This is a genomic window from Falsiroseomonas sp. E2-1-a20, from assembly GCF_051433195.1.
In the GTDB taxonomy this organism is placed as follows: domain Bacteria; phylum Pseudomonadota; class Alphaproteobacteria; order Acetobacterales; family Acetobacteraceae; genus Falsiroseomonas.
In genome coordinates this window covers 12809-28220 of record NZ_JBHMFT010000008.1, presented here as the reverse complement: position 1 = coordinate 28220, position 15412 = coordinate 12809, and the positions used below count along the sequence as shown (strand labels likewise).

Annotated in this window: 14 protein-coding genes; 3 read left to right on the top strand and 11 right to left on the bottom strand. The window is 70.6% G+C overall.

Going from position 1 to position 15412, the window contains the following annotated elements; genetic code table 11:
• Nucleotides 1–4: 4 nt before the first annotated feature.
• The 6 genes from ACFHPP_RS11950 to ACFHPP_RS11925 form a co-directional block, all read right to left on the bottom strand.
• Entirely contained in the window at nucleotides 5–721 is a 717-nt protein-coding gene (locus tag ACFHPP_RS11950) for a heme-copper oxidase subunit III family protein (RefSeq protein ID WP_437163467.1), read from the bottom strand.
• A 9-nt stretch (nucleotides 722–730) separates the two neighbouring features.
• Nucleotides 731–1441: a cytochrome c oxidase subunit 3 gene (locus ACFHPP_RS11945; RefSeq protein ID WP_437163466.1), complete on the bottom strand. Its 711-nt coding sequence runs from the start codon at nucleotides 1439–1441 to the stop codon at nucleotides 731–733.
• The gene (gene ctaD / locus ACFHPP_RS11940) at nucleotides 1438–3219 is read right to left on the bottom strand and encodes a cytochrome c oxidase subunit I (protein ID WP_437163465.1); all 1782 of its coding nucleotides are present in this window, start codon (nucleotides 3217–3219) and stop codon (nucleotides 1438–1440) included. Before ctaD ends, ACFHPP_RS11945 begins: the two co-directional genes overlap by 4 nt.
• Before the next feature lie 64 nt (nucleotides 3220–3283).
• Nucleotides 3284–4084, bottom strand: coding sequence for a cytochrome c oxidase subunit II (gene coxB, locus ACFHPP_RS11935; protein ID WP_437163464.1), 801 nt, complete (start codon nucleotides 4082–4084; stop codon nucleotides 3284–3286).
• 200 nt (nucleotides 4085–4284) lie between these two features.
• On the bottom strand, nucleotides 4285–5262 hold the full coding sequence (locus ACFHPP_RS11930) for an EamA family transporter (RefSeq protein WP_437163463.1): 978 nt from the start codon (nucleotides 5260–5262) through the stop codon (nucleotides 4285–4287).
• Between the two features lie 44 nt (nucleotides 5263–5306).
• Nucleotides 5307–5492 (bottom strand): DUF1127 domain-containing protein, encoded by a 186-nt coding sequence (locus tag ACFHPP_RS11925; RefSeq protein ID WP_437163462.1) that lies wholly within the window; start codon nucleotides 5490–5492, stop codon nucleotides 5307–5309.
• 242 nt (nucleotides 5493–5734) lie between these two features.
• Here ACFHPP_RS11925 and ACFHPP_RS11920 point away from each other — a divergent pair, with 242 nt between their 5' ends.
• On the top strand, nucleotides 5735–7360 hold the full coding sequence (locus ACFHPP_RS11920) for a winged helix-turn-helix domain-containing tetratricopeptide repeat protein (RefSeq protein WP_437163461.1): 1626 nt from the start codon (nucleotides 5735–5737) through the stop codon (nucleotides 7358–7360).
• A gap of 11 nt (nucleotides 7361–7371) precedes the next feature.
• On the opposite strand, the gene ACFHPP_RS11915 is transcribed toward ACFHPP_RS11920, so the two are convergent.
• The 5 genes from ACFHPP_RS11915 to ACFHPP_RS11895 all read right to left on the bottom strand — a co-directional run bounded on the left by ACFHPP_RS11915 (nucleotide 7372) and on the right by ACFHPP_RS11895 (nucleotide 11483).
• Nucleotides 7372–7845, bottom strand: coding sequence for a MaoC family dehydratase (locus ACFHPP_RS11915; protein WP_437163460.1), 474 nt, complete (start codon nucleotides 7843–7845; stop codon nucleotides 7372–7374).
• The gene (locus ACFHPP_RS11910; protein WP_437163459.1) at nucleotides 7842–9026 is read right to left on the bottom strand and encodes an FAD-dependent oxidoreductase; all 1185 of its coding nucleotides are present in this window, start codon (nucleotides 9024–9026) and stop codon (nucleotides 7842–7844) included. The genes ACFHPP_RS11915 and ACFHPP_RS11910 overlap by 4 nt, the downstream gene beginning before the upstream one ends.
• A 17-nt stretch (nucleotides 9027–9043) precedes the next feature.
• On the bottom strand, nucleotides 9044–10282 hold the full coding sequence (locus ACFHPP_RS11905) for an NAD(P)-binding domain-containing protein (RefSeq protein WP_437163458.1): 1239 nt from the start codon (nucleotides 10280–10282) through the stop codon (nucleotides 9044–9046).
• A gap of 44 nt (nucleotides 10283–10326) precedes the next feature.
• Nucleotides 10327–10923: an OsmC family protein gene (locus tag ACFHPP_RS11900; RefSeq protein ID WP_437163457.1), complete on the bottom strand. Its 597-nt coding sequence runs from the start codon at nucleotides 10921–10923 to the stop codon at nucleotides 10327–10329.
• Nucleotides 10924–11144: 221 nt separating this feature from the next.
• Nucleotides 11145–11483 carry a hypothetical protein gene (locus ACFHPP_RS11895; protein ID WP_437163456.1) on the bottom strand — a complete coding sequence of 113 codons (339 nt, stop codon included), beginning with the start codon at nucleotides 11481–11483 and terminating at the stop codon, nucleotides 11145–11147.
• 210 nt (nucleotides 11484–11693) lie between these two features.
• Between ACFHPP_RS11895 and ACFHPP_RS11890 the strand changes: the two genes are divergently transcribed.
• Nucleotides 11694–12944: an MFS transporter gene (locus ACFHPP_RS11890; protein WP_437163455.1), complete on the top strand. Its 1251-nt coding sequence runs from the start codon at nucleotides 11694–11696 to the stop codon at nucleotides 12942–12944.
• 104 nt (nucleotides 12945–13048) lie between these two features.
• A complete protein-coding gene (locus ACFHPP_RS11885) occupies nucleotides 13049–15358 on the top strand; it encodes a molybdopterin guanine dinucleotide-containing S/N-oxide reductase (protein WP_437163454.1) in 2310 nt (769 codons plus the stop codon).
• The last annotated feature ends 54 nt before the right edge of the window (nucleotides 15359–15412 follow it).

Here is a 15412-nt window from a genome sequence, read left to right as displayed (position 1 = left end):
TCTCCTACCAAAGATAGAACAGCGCGAAGATGAAGACCCAGACCAGGTCCACGAAGTGCCAGTAGAGGCCGGCGATCTCCACCATCTCGTAGCGGCCCCTGCGTCCGGTGAGGCCGCCGGGCCGCCCATGATCGAAATCACCCCGCCAGACCTTGCGCGCGACGATGACAAGCATGATCACGCCGATCGTCACGTGCGTGCCGTGGAAGCCCGTGATGGTGAAGAAGGCCGCGCCGAATTGCGGGGCACCCCAGGGGTTCTCCCATGGCCTGGCGCCCTCGTGGATCAGCTTCGACCACTCGAAGGCCTGCATCCCGACGAAGGCGGCTCCGAACAATGCAGTCAGCAGGATCAGCGCCGCGGTCTTCCTCCGGTCGCGGCGATAGGCGTAGTTCACCGCCATGGCCATGGTGCCGCTGCTGCTGATCAGCACGAAGGTCATGATGGCGATGAGCAGCAGCGGGAAATTGGTGCCCGCCACCTCCAGCGCGAAGACCTCGCTGGGGTTCGGCCAGGGGATGGTGGTGGAGGCCCGCACCGTCATGTAGGCCACCAGGAAACAGGCAAAGATGAAGGTGTCGCTGACCAGGAAGATCCACATCATGATCTTCCCCCAGGACGCCCCCTTGAAGGCGCGCTGGTCCGACGACCAGTCCGCCACCACGCCGCGCCAGCCGAGGGGCCGGGCAGCGGCGGCGGCATCCAGCGGTGCGGTCTTCATGGGCCGGTCCTACCTGAACGGGGCGGTGCAGATCGCGACGAGCCAGTCGAGCGAGGGCGAGAAGGCGAGGGTGAAGAACAGCACGATCCAGGCCAGCAGCAGGAAGTGCCAGTAGGCGGCGCAGAGCTCCACGCTCAGTCGCAGCCTGTCATCCGGCACGCATCGCCGCAGCTTTGCGCCGGTCCTGCCCAGCGCCACCAGCCCGCCGAGCAGGTGCAGCCCATGCACGGCGGTGATGAGATAGAAGAAGGCGTCGGCCGGGTTGCCGGCCGGCACGTAGCCTGCCGCCGCCAGTTCCCGCCAGGCCGCAAGCTGCCCGGCGAGGAAGGCCAGGCCTGCCACGCCGCCCAGGAGCAGGCCGGAACCCGTTGCTTGCCGGTCGCCACGCTGCACCGCGCGCATCGCCCATTGCAGCGCCAGGCTCGCGACAATCAGCACCGCCGTGTTCACCCACAGCAGCCACGGCTGCGGCGGCGGGCTCCAATCCGGCAGCGCCATCCGCATCGAATACGCGCTGAGCAGCAGCACCATCAGTGCGGAGGCCACGCCGATGAACACGCCGAGCCCGATCTTCGCCGCCGGCAGCGCCACCGCGCCGCGCGGCGAGGCCACCTCCAGCGGCCCCACTTCGAGCCACGGCCGGCTCGCGATCCCCTGCCGCACCAGCCACCATCCCGCGAAAGCCGCGAGCACGCCGAGCAGCAGCAGCGTCGCCGTCATGTCGCAAGTCCCTTCGCCTCATGCGCCGGCGGCGGATCGGCCTGGTTCTGCGGCACGAAATCCTCCGGCGCGCCGGGCACGGAATAGTCATAGGGCCAGCGATGCACCACGGGCAGCGCCGGGCCCCAGTTGCCATGCCCCGGCGGCGTTTCCGGCGTCTGCCATTCCAGCGTCGTGGCACGCCAGGGATTAGGCCCGGACGGCCGACCATGCCGCAGGCTCCAGGCCAGGTTGAACAGGAACAGCAACTGCGCCGCGCCCACCACAAGCGCGACGACGCTGATGAAGGCGTTCAGATCACCTGCCGAGGCCGGCACGAAGGAGGTCTCGCCGATGGTGTGGTAGCGCCGCGGCACGCCGAGCAGCCCGAGATAATGCATCGGGAAGAAGATCGCATAGGCGCCGAGGAAGGTGATCCAGAAGTGGATCTTCCCCATGGTCTCGTCCAGCATCCGGCCGGTGATCTTCGGGTACCAGTGATAGATCCCGCCATAGATGACCATCACCGGCGCGACGCCCATCACCATGTGGAAATGCGCCACCACGAACATCGTGTCCGACAGCGGCACGTCCACCACCACATTGCCTAGGAACAGCCCGGTGAGCCCGCCATTGACGAAGGTGACGATGAAGCCGAGCGCGAAGAGCATCGGCGTATTGAGGTGGATGTTGCCGCGCCACAGCGTCAGCAGCCAGTTGTAGACCTTGATCGCGGTCGGGATGGCGATGATCAGCGTGGTGGTGGCGAAGAAGAATCCGAACCACGGATGCATGCCGCTGACATACATGTGGTGCGCCCAGACGATGAAGCTGAGCGCGCCGATGATGACGATTGCCCAGACCATCATGCGGTAGCCGAAGATGTTGCGGCGCGCATGCGTGCTGATCAGGTCGGAGACGATGCCGAAGGCCGGCAGCGCCACGATGTAGACCTCCGGGTGGCCGAAGAACCAGAACAGGTGCTGGAACAGGATCGGGCTGCCGCCACCATGGCGCAGCCGCTCGCCGAACTCGATCAGCGTCGGCATGAAGAAGCTGGTGCCGATCAGGCGGTCGAGCAGCATCATCAAGGCGCCGACGAACAGGGCCGGGAAGGCCAGCAGGGCCATGATCGTGGCGACGAAAATCCCCCAGACCGTCAGCGGCATGCGCATCAGCGTCATGCCGCGGGTGCGAGCCTGCAGCACCGTCACCACGTAGTTCAGACCGCCCATGGTGAAGCCGGCGATGAACAGGCAGAGCGAGAGCAGCATCAACACGATGCCCCACTCCCGCCCCGGGGTGCCGGACAGGATTGCCTGCGGCGGATACAGGGTCCATCCGGCGCCGGTGGGACCGCCGGGGACGAAGAAGCTGGCCACCAGGACCAGCACGGCCAGCAGGTAGATCCAGAAGCTCAGCATGTTGACGAAGGGGAACACCATGTCCCGCGCGCCGAGCATCAGCGGGATGAGGTAGTTGCCGAAGCCGCCAAGGAACAGCGCGGTCAGCAGGTACACCACCATGATCATACCGTGCATGGTGATGAACTGGTAGTAGGCCTGCGGCTCGATGAAGGTGAAGGTGTCGGGAAAGCCGAGCTGCAGCCGGATCAGCCAGGACAGCACCAGCGCCACCATCCCGATCGCGATCGCGGTCAGCGAATACTGGATGCCGATGGTCTTGGCGTCCTGGCTGAAGACATAGGTGCTCCACCAGCCATGCGGGTGCGGCAGCTCCATCTCCGGGACTTCGGCCTCCGGGATCAGGCCGCCGGGGCCTTGCGCGATCTCGCTCATCAGCTCGCCTTTCCCTGCCGGCCGGCGACCCGACACCACGGGCTCGCCGGGTCGGCTGGTCTTCTCACCTTTTGTCCGCGGCGACCTGCGCGAAGCGGCGCTGGCCGCCGAGCCAGGCCTGATATTCCTCCTCCGTCTGCACGACGACGCGGCCGCGCATGACCGCGTGCCCGGTGCCGCAGAGCTCGGCGCAGAGCACGTCGAAGCTGCCGGTGCGGGTGGGCGTGAACCAGAAATAGGTCACCGAGCCCGGGATCATGTCCATCTTGGCGCGGAACTCCGGCACGTAGAAATTGTGCAGGACGTCGACCGAGCGCAGCAGGACCTTCACGGGTCGCCCGATAGGCAGATGAAGATCCTCCGCCTGGATGATCACGTCGTCCTGCCCGGCCGGGTCGGTGGGCGCGAGGCCCAGCGGGTTGTCCGGCGAGACAAGCCGCGTGTCCACCGCGCCGAGCACCCCGTCGGCGCCGGGCAGGCGGTAGCTCCACTGCCATTGCTGGCCGACGATCTCGATTTCCGTCGCATCCGCAGGCACCGTGACGAAGCGGTGCCAGACGAACAGGCCGGGCGCCAGCATCGCCGCGACGCCAAGCGCGGTCGCGACCGTCAGCCAGACCTCCAGCCGCTTGTTCTCGGGCTCGTATTCGGCACGTCGGCCTGGCGTGTTGCGGAAGCGGAAGACGCAATAGGCCATGAACACCACGACGGCGACGAAGACGGCGCCGGTGATCCAGAAGGTGATGGTGATGGTCGCGTCGATGTAGTCCCAATTGGACGCGATCGGCGTCCACCACCAGGGGCTGAGCAGGTGGAACACCACCGACCCGACGGCAACCAGGACCAGGATCAGGGCTACGGCCATGGCGGCCCAACCCTGGCCCCGCGCAGCCGCATGGGCCCTTGTTGCACGGCAGGCTGTTCAGCCTTCGCCATCGTCCAACCCTCTGCGATGCATGCGCGAGCACGGTGTGCAGCAGGCAAGACACGTCCCGGGCACGGTGCCGGACGCGGCCCGTGCCGACAAGAAGAAATGCCGGCGGTCAGCGGCACGTGATGTGGTGGCTACGGTGTACGGGCCGCGGGACGGCTGACCAGCACGACGCCAAGGCTGGCCGCCAGCAATGCCAGCGCGGTCGCCGGTCCCGGCATCTCGCCCAGCAGGACGAAGCCGATCAGCGCTGCCGCCACCGGGCTCAGCCCACCGAAGGCGGCGGCCCGCACCGCGCCGAGGCGGGTCACCGCGGTCGCGAAGGCAACGGGCGCGATGACGCCCGAGACACCGCCCTGGTAGGTCGCCTGCACCGCGATCTCCCGCCAGGATGCACCCGCGATGCCCGGCTCCAGCACCAGCAGGTAGATCGGGCCCAGCGTCACCACGGACGCCACGCTGACGAAGGCGGTGGCCTCCCAGGCACTGAGCCCGGCCCGCCGCAGCGCCAGCGTGTAGGCCGCGGCGAGCATGGCCGCCGCCAGCAGCAGGGCATGGCCGCCGCGTGCCTCCGCAGCGCCTTCGGCCAGCGCCGGTCCCGCGACCGCCACGATGGCGAAGCCGATCAACGCCAAGCCCAGCAGGCGCAGCCGGCCGAAGCGCTCGCCGAGAAGCGCGGCAACGACGGCCACGCAAAGCGGCGCGGTGCCGGGTAGCAGTGCGCCAGCTTCCGCCGCCTCCGCCACGCGCAGCCCGTGGCCGGCCACCAGCACGAAGGGGGCGCCGCCGCCGGCCAGGAGCAGCAGCAGCGGCCAGGCGCCCGCGGCGCGCAACTTCGGCAGGGCGCGCAGCAGAACCGGCAGCAACACCAGGGCAGGGCCCACGAAGCGAAGCATCGCGATGTCGTGCGCCGCAAGCGTACCGGCGCCCGACACGCCGAGACGCGTCATCGCCAGCGCGCCGCCCCAGATGGTTGCGGCGGCGACGGCGGCGGCGATGCCGAGCGGCACGCCGGATCGGATGGCATCGGCCTGCGCCGCTGGCGGCGCAGGACGCGGGCGGAAGGCGCTGCCAGCCGCCAGGGGCGGTCGGGGCAGGACGAGGGTGGTCATGGGAATGGCTCCCTTGGGGCAGGCCCAGCGGTCGGCCTGACGGGTCAGGCCCTCCAGAAGGGCTTCAGGGCTTCGGTCGAGGCGGCTTCGGGCGAGAGGCCGATGTCGCGCAGCAGGCGGGGATCCATGGCCGCAAGGGCCATCCGGCCGTGCCTGCGGCGTCGCCAGGTGGCGATCAGCCCGCCGAGGGCGGTGCGATGCCGGGTGCCCGGCGTGGGGTCGATCTGCATGGTCGTGCTCCAGGAAACGGGCTGCCGCATCGGTGCGGCGCCCTTCTTCTGGCGGCACGGCGCACGGCGCGCTTGCGGGCCGGCTGAGCTTTGCCTTGAGATGTGCTGGCAATTTCGGCGATACCCGCGGACGCCGCGTGGCGACCCCTTCATCCGCTTCGCGGACGCGTCAGCGTGTTGCGGCGCAGCAGGCGGCATGAAACCGAACGCGGGTATGTGTCGCGCGGTCGGGGAGGATGGCGATGCGCATGACCTTCGCCGGGCACGAGGTCGATCTCCAACGACAGGAACTGCGCCGGGATGGGGCGCCGCTGCATGTCGAGCCGCAGGTCTTCGACCTGATCGTCCACCTGCTGCGCCACCGCGACCGCGTCGTCAGCAAGGATGAGCTGTTCGACACGATCTGGAATGGCCGCATCGTCTCCGAGGCCGCGCTCAGCAGCCGCATCAACGCGGCGCGCAAGGCTGTCGGCGACGATGGCGATCGCCAGGCCGTGATCCGCACCATCCACAAGCGCGGCTTCCGCTTCGTCGCCGAGGTCGAGGAAGTGCCCGACGAAGCGCCGGAGCCTGCTGCCGACCCGGCGCCCGCAACGATCCCCACGCGGCTGGCCACCGCGCTGCCGGCCCAGCGCGCCGCAACCGGCCGGCCGTCCATCGTGGTGCTGCCCTTCGTGACGATCGGCCCGGAACAGGACGCGCAGTATTTCAGCTACGGGCTGACCGAGGACATCATTCGCCAGCTCGCGCGCTATCGCTGGCTGGAGGTGCTGAGCCGGCACTCCGGCGCCGGGTTCTCCGGCAGCGTGCAGACGCCCCAGGACATCGGAGCAGCGCTCGGCGTGCGCTACCTGGTGCAGGGCAGCGTGGCGAAGCGGGGGGAGCGCGTGCGGATCACTGCGGACCTGGTCTCGGCCGAGACCGGCGAGCAGCTCTGGTCCGACACGCACGCGCTGGCGCTGCCGGAGATCCTCGACATCCAGGCGACGATGGCGGAGCAGATCGCCGCCACCATCGAACCCGAGTTGGCGCGGCTGGAACGCGAGGCCGCCGCACGGCGGCCGCCCGAGGACTTCAATGCCTGGGACTGCTACCAGCGCGGCCTCTGGCACCTGTGGGGCTTCACCACGCCCGGCATGACGGAAGCCGAGGCGATGTTCCGCCACGCCATCGAGATCGACCCGGGCTTCGCCCGCGCCCATGGCGCGCTGGCCTATGTCCACCTGCAGAGCGCGGTGCTCGGTCCCCCCGAGGCGCGTCCCGCGCTGCTCGATGAAGCGATGCGGGAGGCCCGCGTGGCGGTGACGCTCGACGACCAGGATTGCATGAACCTGTGCGTGCTCGGTCGCGCCCACGCCTTCCGGCGCGACTACCGGGAGGCGGTCGCCCTGCTGGAGCAGGCGATCGCGCTGAACCCGAGCTTCGCGCAGGCCTGGTTCGCGCTCGGCTTCACGCTGGTGTTCTGCGGCCGGCACGAGGAAGCCAGCGCCTGCCTCGAACGCGCAACCGACCTCAGCCCGCGCGATCCGCATCTGTCGAGCTTTCACGCGATGCGGGCGCTGGCGCATTTGGCACTGGGCGACCTGGATGCCGCGGTGGACCTGGCGCGGCAGGGCAGGCGGGTGCCGAATGCCAAGCACTGGCCCTACGCGATCCTGGCCGCGGCGCTCGGCCTGAAGCGGGACCGGGCAGCGGCGCGGGAGGCGCTGGGAGAACTGTTGGAGAAGCAGCCGGACTACTCGATCGCGATGGCGCGCTCGGATTTCTTCTTCTGCGCCGAAGCCAGCCTGGTCGAGCTTTTCGTGCAGGGACTGCGCGAGGCGGGTGTCGCGGAGGGTCGGGAGGCGCTCCAGGCCGGGCAGGCCTGAAGCGGCTGCGGCTATCCCGACGCTCCGCCGGTCTCGCGCAGCGGCGCCGTCCAGGTCACTGCGGTGCCGGTCAGGCAGGCGGAGCCCTGCGCATCGCGCACCGTCGTGCGCAGGGTCGCGATCGGCTTGTCGTCACGGACCGACGTCACCTCGACCTCCGCCGTGATCTCCTCCCCGACCCGCACCGCCTTCACGAAGCGCCACTCGACGCCGAGGAAGACGCTGCCGGGGCCGGGCAGGTCTTCCGCGACCACCGCGTTCAACAGGCCGGAGGTGACGCCACCCTGCACGATCAGGCCGCCGAAGGGCGCGCGCGCCGCCAGCACGGGGTCGTTGTGCAGCGGGTTCCGGTCCCCCGTCATCTCGGAGAACATCTCGACATCGCGAGGCCCGGTGCGGCGCTTGCGGGTTGCGACCTGGCCCGGCTTCGGCTTGCCGCGCAGGGTCAGCGTCCAGGGGTCCGGTGGCTGGGGGCTTGTGTTCATGCTGCGTGCTCCATCGCGACCGATGCGTGATCGGCACGCGCCATCAGGTGCTCGACCTCCGGCTTCATCGCCCGGTTGAGCGCGCGGTGCAGCGCCTGCACACCCGCCAGGTCCCACTCGAAGCTGGCGATGGCATCCGTCGCCTCGAAGACCGGCAGGGAGAGCGCATCGCGCGTGGTCTCGTAGGTCGCGAAGGCCGCCGGCGTGCCATGCAGGGCCACCTCCGCCAGCAACTCGGCGTCACGCAGCGCGTCGGTGATGCCATGCGCGGTCAACGGGTCCTTGAAGTAGCCTGCATCGCCGACCAGCGCCCAGCCCGGCCCATGGGCCTTGCGGAAGAAACCCCGGCGCCCGGCGAAGGCGTGCAGGGGCGAGGCCTGCCGCGCGCCCGCCACCGCCTCCGCCAGCGTCGGCGCGACCTCCCGCAGCACCGCGTGATAGGCGCCAGCGCGATCGGCGCGAAAGGCGGCGCGGAAGCGGGCAGGGGGGACGGACACGAAGACGCAGTGCTCCCCGGCGTTGGTCGGGATGACGCCGACGCTCGCACCCGGCGCATAGTGCCAGTGGTTGCCGGCATGCGGCAGGCCGGCCCAGTAGCCGAACACCGCGGCAGTGGCGTGGCGCGCCTGGCGCCGCACCGGCGCCGCGACCAGCCGCGCCACGCTGGAGCCCAGGCCATCGGCGCCGACCACGAGCCCGGCGGCAACGTCATATTGCGCGCCCGAGGCGCTGAGCAGCCGCGCGCCAGTGACACGCCCGTCGGCCCCATGGCGCAGCCCGACCAGTGTCGGCCCGTGCCAGACCTCCGCCCCGGCGGCGGCCGCGGCATCGACGAGCACGCTGTCGAGCAGGGTGCGCCGCGGCGCGTACAGCGCGGGTACCAGCGGATCCGGCTTGATCTCGACCTCGATCGACTCCGCTCCGTAGTGGAAAGTGGTGGTGCGGATGGCCGGCGTACCGGCTTGCTGCAGGCGCCGCAGCAGGCCCCAGCGGGCGAGTTGCAGCACGCCGCCGCGCATCAAGGCATGGGTCGAAAGCGCGTCCGTGCCATAGCCAGCGCGGTCCACCAGCAGGACGCGCTGGCCCTGCCGTGCCATCAGCATCGCGGTCGCGGCGCCGGCGCAGCGCGCGCCGATCACCACCGCATCATAGCGGGCTTTCCGCTGCATGGTCGTGTGCATGGCTCAGCCTCCCATGTTCAGGCCGCCGCGCGCGGGCGGTCGGCCAGGTGTTGCGCGATAGGATCGGCGAGCGCCTCCGCGTCGCGCCCGACGCCGCCGATGAAGCTGGAACTGCGATGCCGCAGGAACCGCAGCCCCAGGACGAACAGGCCGGCGGCCGGCGTGATGCCGCCGCGGTGCCGGATCTCTCCGTCCGCATCCAGTACCGGCACCCGCAGCCAGGCGTAGTCGCGCCGGAAGCCGGTGGCCCAGACCACGGTGCCGATGCGCTCCGCCGCGAAGTCCAGGCGTTGCGGCCCGGAGGGCAGGGGGGGCAGCGGCGCGGGCCAGGCCTCCGGTGGCGCGCCCTCGGCATCGGCCACCGGGTCCAGCCGCGCCAGCAGGCGGTCCAACCGGTGCTGGGCCGCGCCCGTCGTCTCGGGCAGGTCCGCCGCCAGCCGCAGCACGCCGGCCTCGATGCCCAGGCTGCGCCCGGCCAGCCGGACGCCGATCCGGGCCAGCACGCCGAGATCGAGCGTCCGCCCGTCCGGGTGGCCGACCAGTTGCAGCGAGGGTTGCGCCAGGGCGCGCCGCAGATCGCCCACGGCTTCCGCCCGGTCGGTCAGCACCCCGGCGCGGTCCATCCACCACAGGATGTCGCGGCCCCGGAAGCGGCGCGGCAGGCGCGTATGGCTGCCGACCGAGAGGGTCACGTCGCGGCCGGCGCGGCGCAGTTCCTCGGCGATCTGCACGCCGGAGGCGGAGGCCCCCACCACCAGCACGCCGCCCGCCGGCAGCGAGGCCGGGTTGCGGTAGGCGGTAGGGGTCACCTGGTCCACGCCAGCGGGCAGGTCGCGCGCACAGCCGGGCACGAAGGGCCGGTCGCAATGGCCGGTGGCGATCACCACCGCGCCCGCCATCCAGGCGCCGCGGCTGGTCTCCACCAGATAGCCGGACCCGAAGCGGCGTACCGAACGCACCATGGTGCCGGCCTGCACCGGTGCCGCACCCTGCCTGGCGTAGGTTTCGAGCCAGTCCGCCAACTCCGCCATGGTCAGGAACCCATCCGGATCGGCACCCTGCCAGGGCTGGCCCGGCAGCCGGTTGAGCCAGTTGGGCGTCAGCAGCCGCAGGGAATCCCAGCGCTCGCTGCGCCAGCGTTCGCCGATGCGGCCGCGTTCCAGCACCACATGGCCGATGCCGCGACGGCCGAGGACCTGGCTCATGGCGAGCCCGGCCTGGCCGGCGCCGAGGATGGCGACGTCGATGGATCGCATGGCACGATGCCTCCTGCCGGCGGTCGGAATGGCCAGGGGTGGCGTCAGGCCTCCACCGAGATGAAGACCGGCACGCCGTTGGTCAGCATGTCGAACACGGCCGACCGGGCGCGGGACTGCTCGACGATCTGGCGCAGCTTCTCCGGCGGGCCGTCGCCGGCGATGCGGAAGCTGGCGCGGATCGAGGAGAAGCCGTTGCGGACCTCGTCCGATAGGCCGAGGATCCCCCGCAGGTCGGCATCGCCTTCCAGCGTCGCCTCCACCTTGGTCAGCGTGACGCCGCGCGCCGCGGCGATGTTGGCGATGCCGGCGGTCAGGCAGCCGGCCAGGCCGTGCAGCAGCCACTCGACGGGCGTCGGCCCCGCATCCTCGCCGCACAGCACGGCGGGATGATCGGACTCGGCCATGAAGGGCTGCTTGTGGGTATGCTCCCCGCCCGCGCCGGAGAACCCGTGCATGGTGGTCTGCATGTGGGTGCCCTGGACCCATTTGCTCTCGGCACGGAACTGGAACTTCGCCAGCTCCGGCTGGCCGGCCACGGCGTTGATCGTGGCGAACAGCGTCGGAGTGTCGACCCCGTGCCGGGGTACCGGCGGCGCCTTGGCGGCGGGCATCTCCAGGGTGGTGGCTTGCTCGGTCATGGTCGGTCTCCTCGGCGTGTGAAGTGTCCCGCAGTCCCGGCCCGGGACCGCGGACGGGACCCTAGCCAGCCTGTGCCGCACCCGCTTGGAGAGGACCTCAGGAAGTCCTTGAGAATGTCCTGGCTTGCTTCCGCGGGTCGTCCGCGAGGCCTCGGCGGGTCATCCGCAGTCGGCAGACGGCCTCGGGTTCGGCGCGTGGCAAGGTCACCAGCAAGGCCGGATCAGGCATGTCGACCCGCACCGAGCTTGCCTTCGACTGCCGGCAGGCGGTTGGTGGCTCGTCCTACACTCCGCGGGCGAAGGCGGGCTGCCCGCATGGCGGTCAGCGCCACGACCAGCATGATGGCGGCCAGTACCGCCGCACGCCCGAAATCCTGCTGCGCGCCGACCACAGCGAAGAAGATCTCGGCGGACAGCACGCCGAAGGACCCGCCGAGCACGATCGGGTGGCCGAAACCCGCCAGGCTTCCGACGAACATCACCAGCCAGCCATTGGCCAGCCCCGGCAGCATCAGCGGCAGCGTCACCGCGCGGAAGGTCCGCATCTGGCTGGCGCGCAAGGTCTGGGAGGCTTCCTTCCTGGCGGGGAAATCCCCTCGACCACGCCGATCAGCACCAGGAGGGCGATGGGGGGGAAGGAGAAGACCTGCGCCGGCATCACCCCGTTGAAGCCGTAGATCCAGCGGCAAGCGGCTCGCGCGGGGCGCCGTGCCCACCGTCGTTGCCGTGCGGGGCTTGTCCCAGGTGCCGGACGCATGGAGACTTCCTTCATGGGGGAAGCAGGCGGCATCCGCGCGGACCAGGCGCAAAGCATCGAATCGCGCCATTCGTGGATCATTGCCGCCGCCGCCCTGACCATGCTCGCCTTTGCCGCAGGCGCCCCGCTGACGGTGGTCGTTGGCCTCGTGCCGATCTCCGAGACATTGGGCTCGGGCCGGTCCCTACCCTCGTTTGCCACCTCGCTCGCCTATCTCGGCACGGGCATCGGCGGCGTCCTCTGCGGGCTTCTGGCGGGACGGTTCGGGCAGCGTGCGGTTGCCATGCTTGGCGGCTCGGCGATCCTGGCTGGGCTGGTCATTGCCTCGCTTGCGGAGCCATGGTCGCTGCTGGTCGGCATCGGCCTCGGCGTCGGGCTCTTCGGGAATGGCGCGCTGTTCCCGCCGATGCTCGCCTATGTGTCGCTCTGGTTCGACCGGCGGCGGGGGACGGCGCTGGCTCTCGTCTCCTCCGGGCAATACGTCGCCGGCTTTGTCTGGCCCTCGCTCTTCGAGCGGAGCATCGCTGCCTTCGGCTGGCAGGGAACCATGCTGGGCTATGGCGCCGCCGCCTCGGCCGTGATCGTCACGCTGGCGGCGCTGGTCTTGCGGCCGCCGCCGGTGCCGCTGAGCGGGCCAGGCGGGATCCGGTCGCGGCCCGGTTCGCCGGTGCTGGGGATGCCGCCGAACACGGCGCTGGCCCTGCTGGCGCTTGGCAGCTTCCTCTGCTGCGTGCCCATGGCCATGCCGGCGGCGCATCTCGTTGCCTTCTGCGGCGACCTCGGCATCCGCACTTCGGTAGGGGCCGCCATGCTGTCCGTGCTGCTGCTCTCGGCCTTCGTGGCGCGGCAGTTCTGGGGCTGGCTGTCGGACCGCGTCGGCGGGTTGTGGACCGTCTTCATCGGCGGGCTGGCGCAGACGGTGGGGATGCTGGGCTTCCTGGCGACGCAGGACGAGGCGGGGCTGTTCCTCGCGGCCGCCGCCTATGGACTGGGCTTCGGCGGGATCGTACCCGCCTATGTGCTCGCGGTGCGGGAGTTGTTCCCGGTCGCCGAAGTCACCTGGCGCGTTCCGGCGCTGCTCATGTGCAGCCTCGCCGGGATGGCCTTCGGCGCCTGGCTGGCAGGGGCGATCTATGACGGCGTTGGCTTCTATGCGGCGGCCTGGTGGGTCGGAATCGCTTTCGGCCTGGCGCAGGTGGCGCTGATCGGCACCCTGCTGATGCGGCAGCGCGGCGCGATGCAATCGTTGCGGGCCGCGGCCTGAAGCATCCGTCGGAATCGACGTCGCACTCAGGTATCGGCGGCGCCTGAGCGTCCGTGCCATGATACTGCAGGAAGCCCCTCTCAATCATGCCCGGAGGCAATCGCATGAGCGCCGACACCGAACCGATGGCCGAATTCCGTCCGCACAGCTCGCACTGGGGCGTCTTCTCCGCGGCGATGCGCGACGGCGAGCTTCTGGTTCGCCAGTATCCGGGCGATCCGGACCCCAACGAGATCATCCAGAACTTTCCATCTGCGCTCCGGCACCCCGCGCGCATCGCGCAGCCGATGGTGCGCCGTGGCTGGCTGGAGCGGGGGCCCGGCCCGGACCGCCGACGCGGACGGGACGAATTCGTGCCCATGGCCTGGGACGCGGTGCTGGACCTGCTGGGCGACGAACTGCGTCGGGTCCGGGACCGGCATGGGCCGGACGGTGTCTTCGGCGGCTCCTACGGTTGGGCCAGCGCCGGGCGCTTCCACCACGCGCAGAGCCAGATCCACCGCTTCCTGAACACGGCGCTGGGCGGCTACGTCGCCTCGGTCAACAGCTACAGCTCCGCCGCCGCCTCCGTGATCGTGCCGCATATCCTCGGCGACTACGAGGCCCTGACCAAGCACAACGTCACCTGGGACCAGGTCGCGACGCATAGCGAGGTCGTGCTGGCCTTCGGCGGCATGGCGCTCAAGAACGCCATGGTGGCGGGCGGCGGCATCAGCGAGCATGTCGAGCGCGGCGCCATGCGGGCGGCCCGCGAACGCGGCTGCGACTTCATCCTGATCGGTCCCTTGCACAGCGACCTGCCAGACGAAACCGGTGCCGAGTGGATGTCCAACATCCCCGGGACCGACACCGCGCTGATGCTTGCGCTCGTGCACACGCTGGTCACTGCGGGCTTGCACGACAGGGCCTTCATCGAGCGCTACACCGCTGGCTGGCCGGTCTTCGAGCGCTACCTCCTTGGCGAGGTGGACGGCCAGCCGAAGGACGCCGACTGGGCGGCGCCGATCACCGGCGTGGCGGCGGAGGCGATCCGCAACCTGGCACACCGGCTGCACGGCAAGCGCGTTCTGGTGACCGTGGCCCATTCGCTGCAGCGGGCGGAGCATGGCGAACAGCCGGTCTGGATGGGCGCGGTGCTGGCGGCCGCGCTGGGCCAGATCGGCCTGCCCGGCGGCGGCTACGGGTATGCCCTGGGCGCCATCGGCTATTATGGCCGCCGCGCCAACGCCGTGCCCGGCCCCACTTTGTCGCAGGGACGCAACCGGCACGGCAACTTCATTCCCGTCGCCCGCATCGCGGATATGCTGCTGAATCCCGGCGCGGCCTACCGCTACAACGGCCAGACGCGGACCTACCCCGACATCCGGCTGGTCTACTGGGCTGGCGGCAACCCCTTCCACCACCACCAGGACCTGAACCGGCTGCGGCAGGCCTTCGCGCGCGTCGACACGCTGGTCGTGCACGAACAGGCGTGGACCGCCACGGCCCGCCACGCCGACATCGTCCTGCCCGCCACCATGACGCTGGAGCGCGAGGACATCGGCTACAGCTCGCACGATGCCCTGATGGTGGCGATGCACCGCATCGCGGAACCCTACGGCGAGGCGCGGGACGACCACGACATCTTCGCGGCCCTCAGCCGGCGCCTCGGCGTGGAGCAGGCCTTCACCGAAGGCCGCGACAGCCGCGGCTGGCTGCGCCACCTCTATGCGCGCACGCAGCAGGCGCTGCGTGACCAGGGCCTGCCCGCCCCGGACTTCGAGGCGTTCTGGGCCGCGGGCAGCCTGCGCCTGCCGCAGGCGCCCGACGATGGCGGCCCCTGGCGTGCCTTCCGCGAGGATCCGCACGCCAACCCGCTGCCGACGCCGAGCGGCAGGATCGAGATCTTCTCCGAGATCGTGGCCGGCTTCGGCGAGGCAAGCTGCCCCGGCCATCCCACCTGGCTGCCGCCCGAGGAGACTCCCGGCCCCGGCACGCCGCTGCACCTCGTGGCCAACCAGCCCGCGACGCGGCTGCACAGCCAGCTCGATTTCGGCGGCCACAGCATCGGCTCGAAACGACGCGGCCGGGAGGTCGCCACCATGCATCCCACGGACGCGGCGGCGCGCGGCATTGCCGATGGTGACGTCATCCGGCTGTCCAACGCCCGCGGCGCCTGCCTGGCCGCGGTGCGGCTGACCCCGGACATCCGCCCCGGCGTCGTGCAGCTGGCGACCGGGGCCTGGTATGATCCGGAGGACCCGGAGGACGACCGGCCGCTCTGCGTGCACGGCAACCCGAATGTGCTGACGCGGGATGCCGGGACCTCGGCGCTCGCCCAGGGCTGCACCGGCCAGATCACCGTGGTGGAGGTCGAGCGCTTCACCGGCAACCTGCCGCCGATCCGCGCCTTCGACCCGCCGCGGGCGGGGTAGAACGGCAAGCTGCGTCGCCGGCGCCGCGGGGGAGATGGAGCACGGCGGCGCGGC

What these genes read in the sequence shown, in the direction of transcription:
- ACFHPP_RS11950 (WP_437163467.1), bottom strand. Translation starts at nt 721, where the DNA reads ATGAAGACCGCACCGCTGGATGCCGCCGCCGCTGCCCGGCCCCTCGGC.
- ACFHPP_RS11945 (WP_437163466.1), bottom strand. Translation starts at nt 1,441, where the DNA reads ATGACGGCGACGCTGCTGCTGCTCGGCGTGCTCGCGGCTTTCGCGGGA.
- ctaD (WP_437163465.1), bottom strand. Translation starts at nt 3,219, where the DNA reads ATGAGCGAGATCGCGCAAGGCCCCGGCGGCCTGATCCCGGAGGCCGAA.
- coxB (WP_437163464.1), bottom strand. Translation starts at nt 4,084, where the DNA reads ATGGCCGTAGCCCTGATCCTGGTCCTGGTTGCCGTCGGGTCGGTGGTG.
- ACFHPP_RS11930 (WP_437163463.1), bottom strand. Translation starts at nt 5,262, where the DNA reads ATGACCACCCTCGTCCTGCCCCGACCGCCCCTGGCGGCTGGCAGCGCC.
- ACFHPP_RS11925 (WP_437163462.1), bottom strand. Translation starts at nt 5,492, where the DNA reads ATGCAGATCGACCCCACGCCGGGCACCCGGCATCGCACCGCCCTCGGC.
- ACFHPP_RS11920 (WP_437163461.1), top strand. Translation starts at nt 5,735, where the DNA reads ATGCGCATGACCTTCGCCGGGCACGAGGTCGATCTCCAACGACAGGAA.
- ACFHPP_RS11915 (WP_437163460.1), bottom strand. Translation starts at nt 7,845, where the DNA reads ATGAACACAAGCCCCCAGCCACCGGACCCCTGGACGCTGACCCTGCGC.
- ACFHPP_RS11910 (WP_437163459.1), bottom strand. Translation starts at nt 9,026, where the DNA reads ATGCACACGACCATGCAGCGGAAAGCCCGCTATGATGCGGTGGTGATC.
- ACFHPP_RS11905 (WP_437163458.1), bottom strand. Translation starts at nt 10,282, where the DNA reads ATGCGATCCATCGACGTCGCCATCCTCGGCGCCGGCCAGGCCGGGCTC.
- ACFHPP_RS11900 (WP_437163457.1), bottom strand. Translation starts at nt 10,923, where the DNA reads ATGACCGAGCAAGCCACCACCCTGGAGATGCCCGCCGCCAAGGCGCCG.
- ACFHPP_RS11890 (WP_437163455.1), top strand. Translation starts at nt 11,694, where the DNA reads ATGGGGGAAGCAGGCGGCATCCGCGCGGACCAGGCGCAAAGCATCGAA.
- ACFHPP_RS11885 (WP_437163454.1), top strand. Translation starts at nt 13,049, where the DNA reads ATGAGCGCCGACACCGAACCGATGGCCGAATTCCGTCCGCACAGCTCG.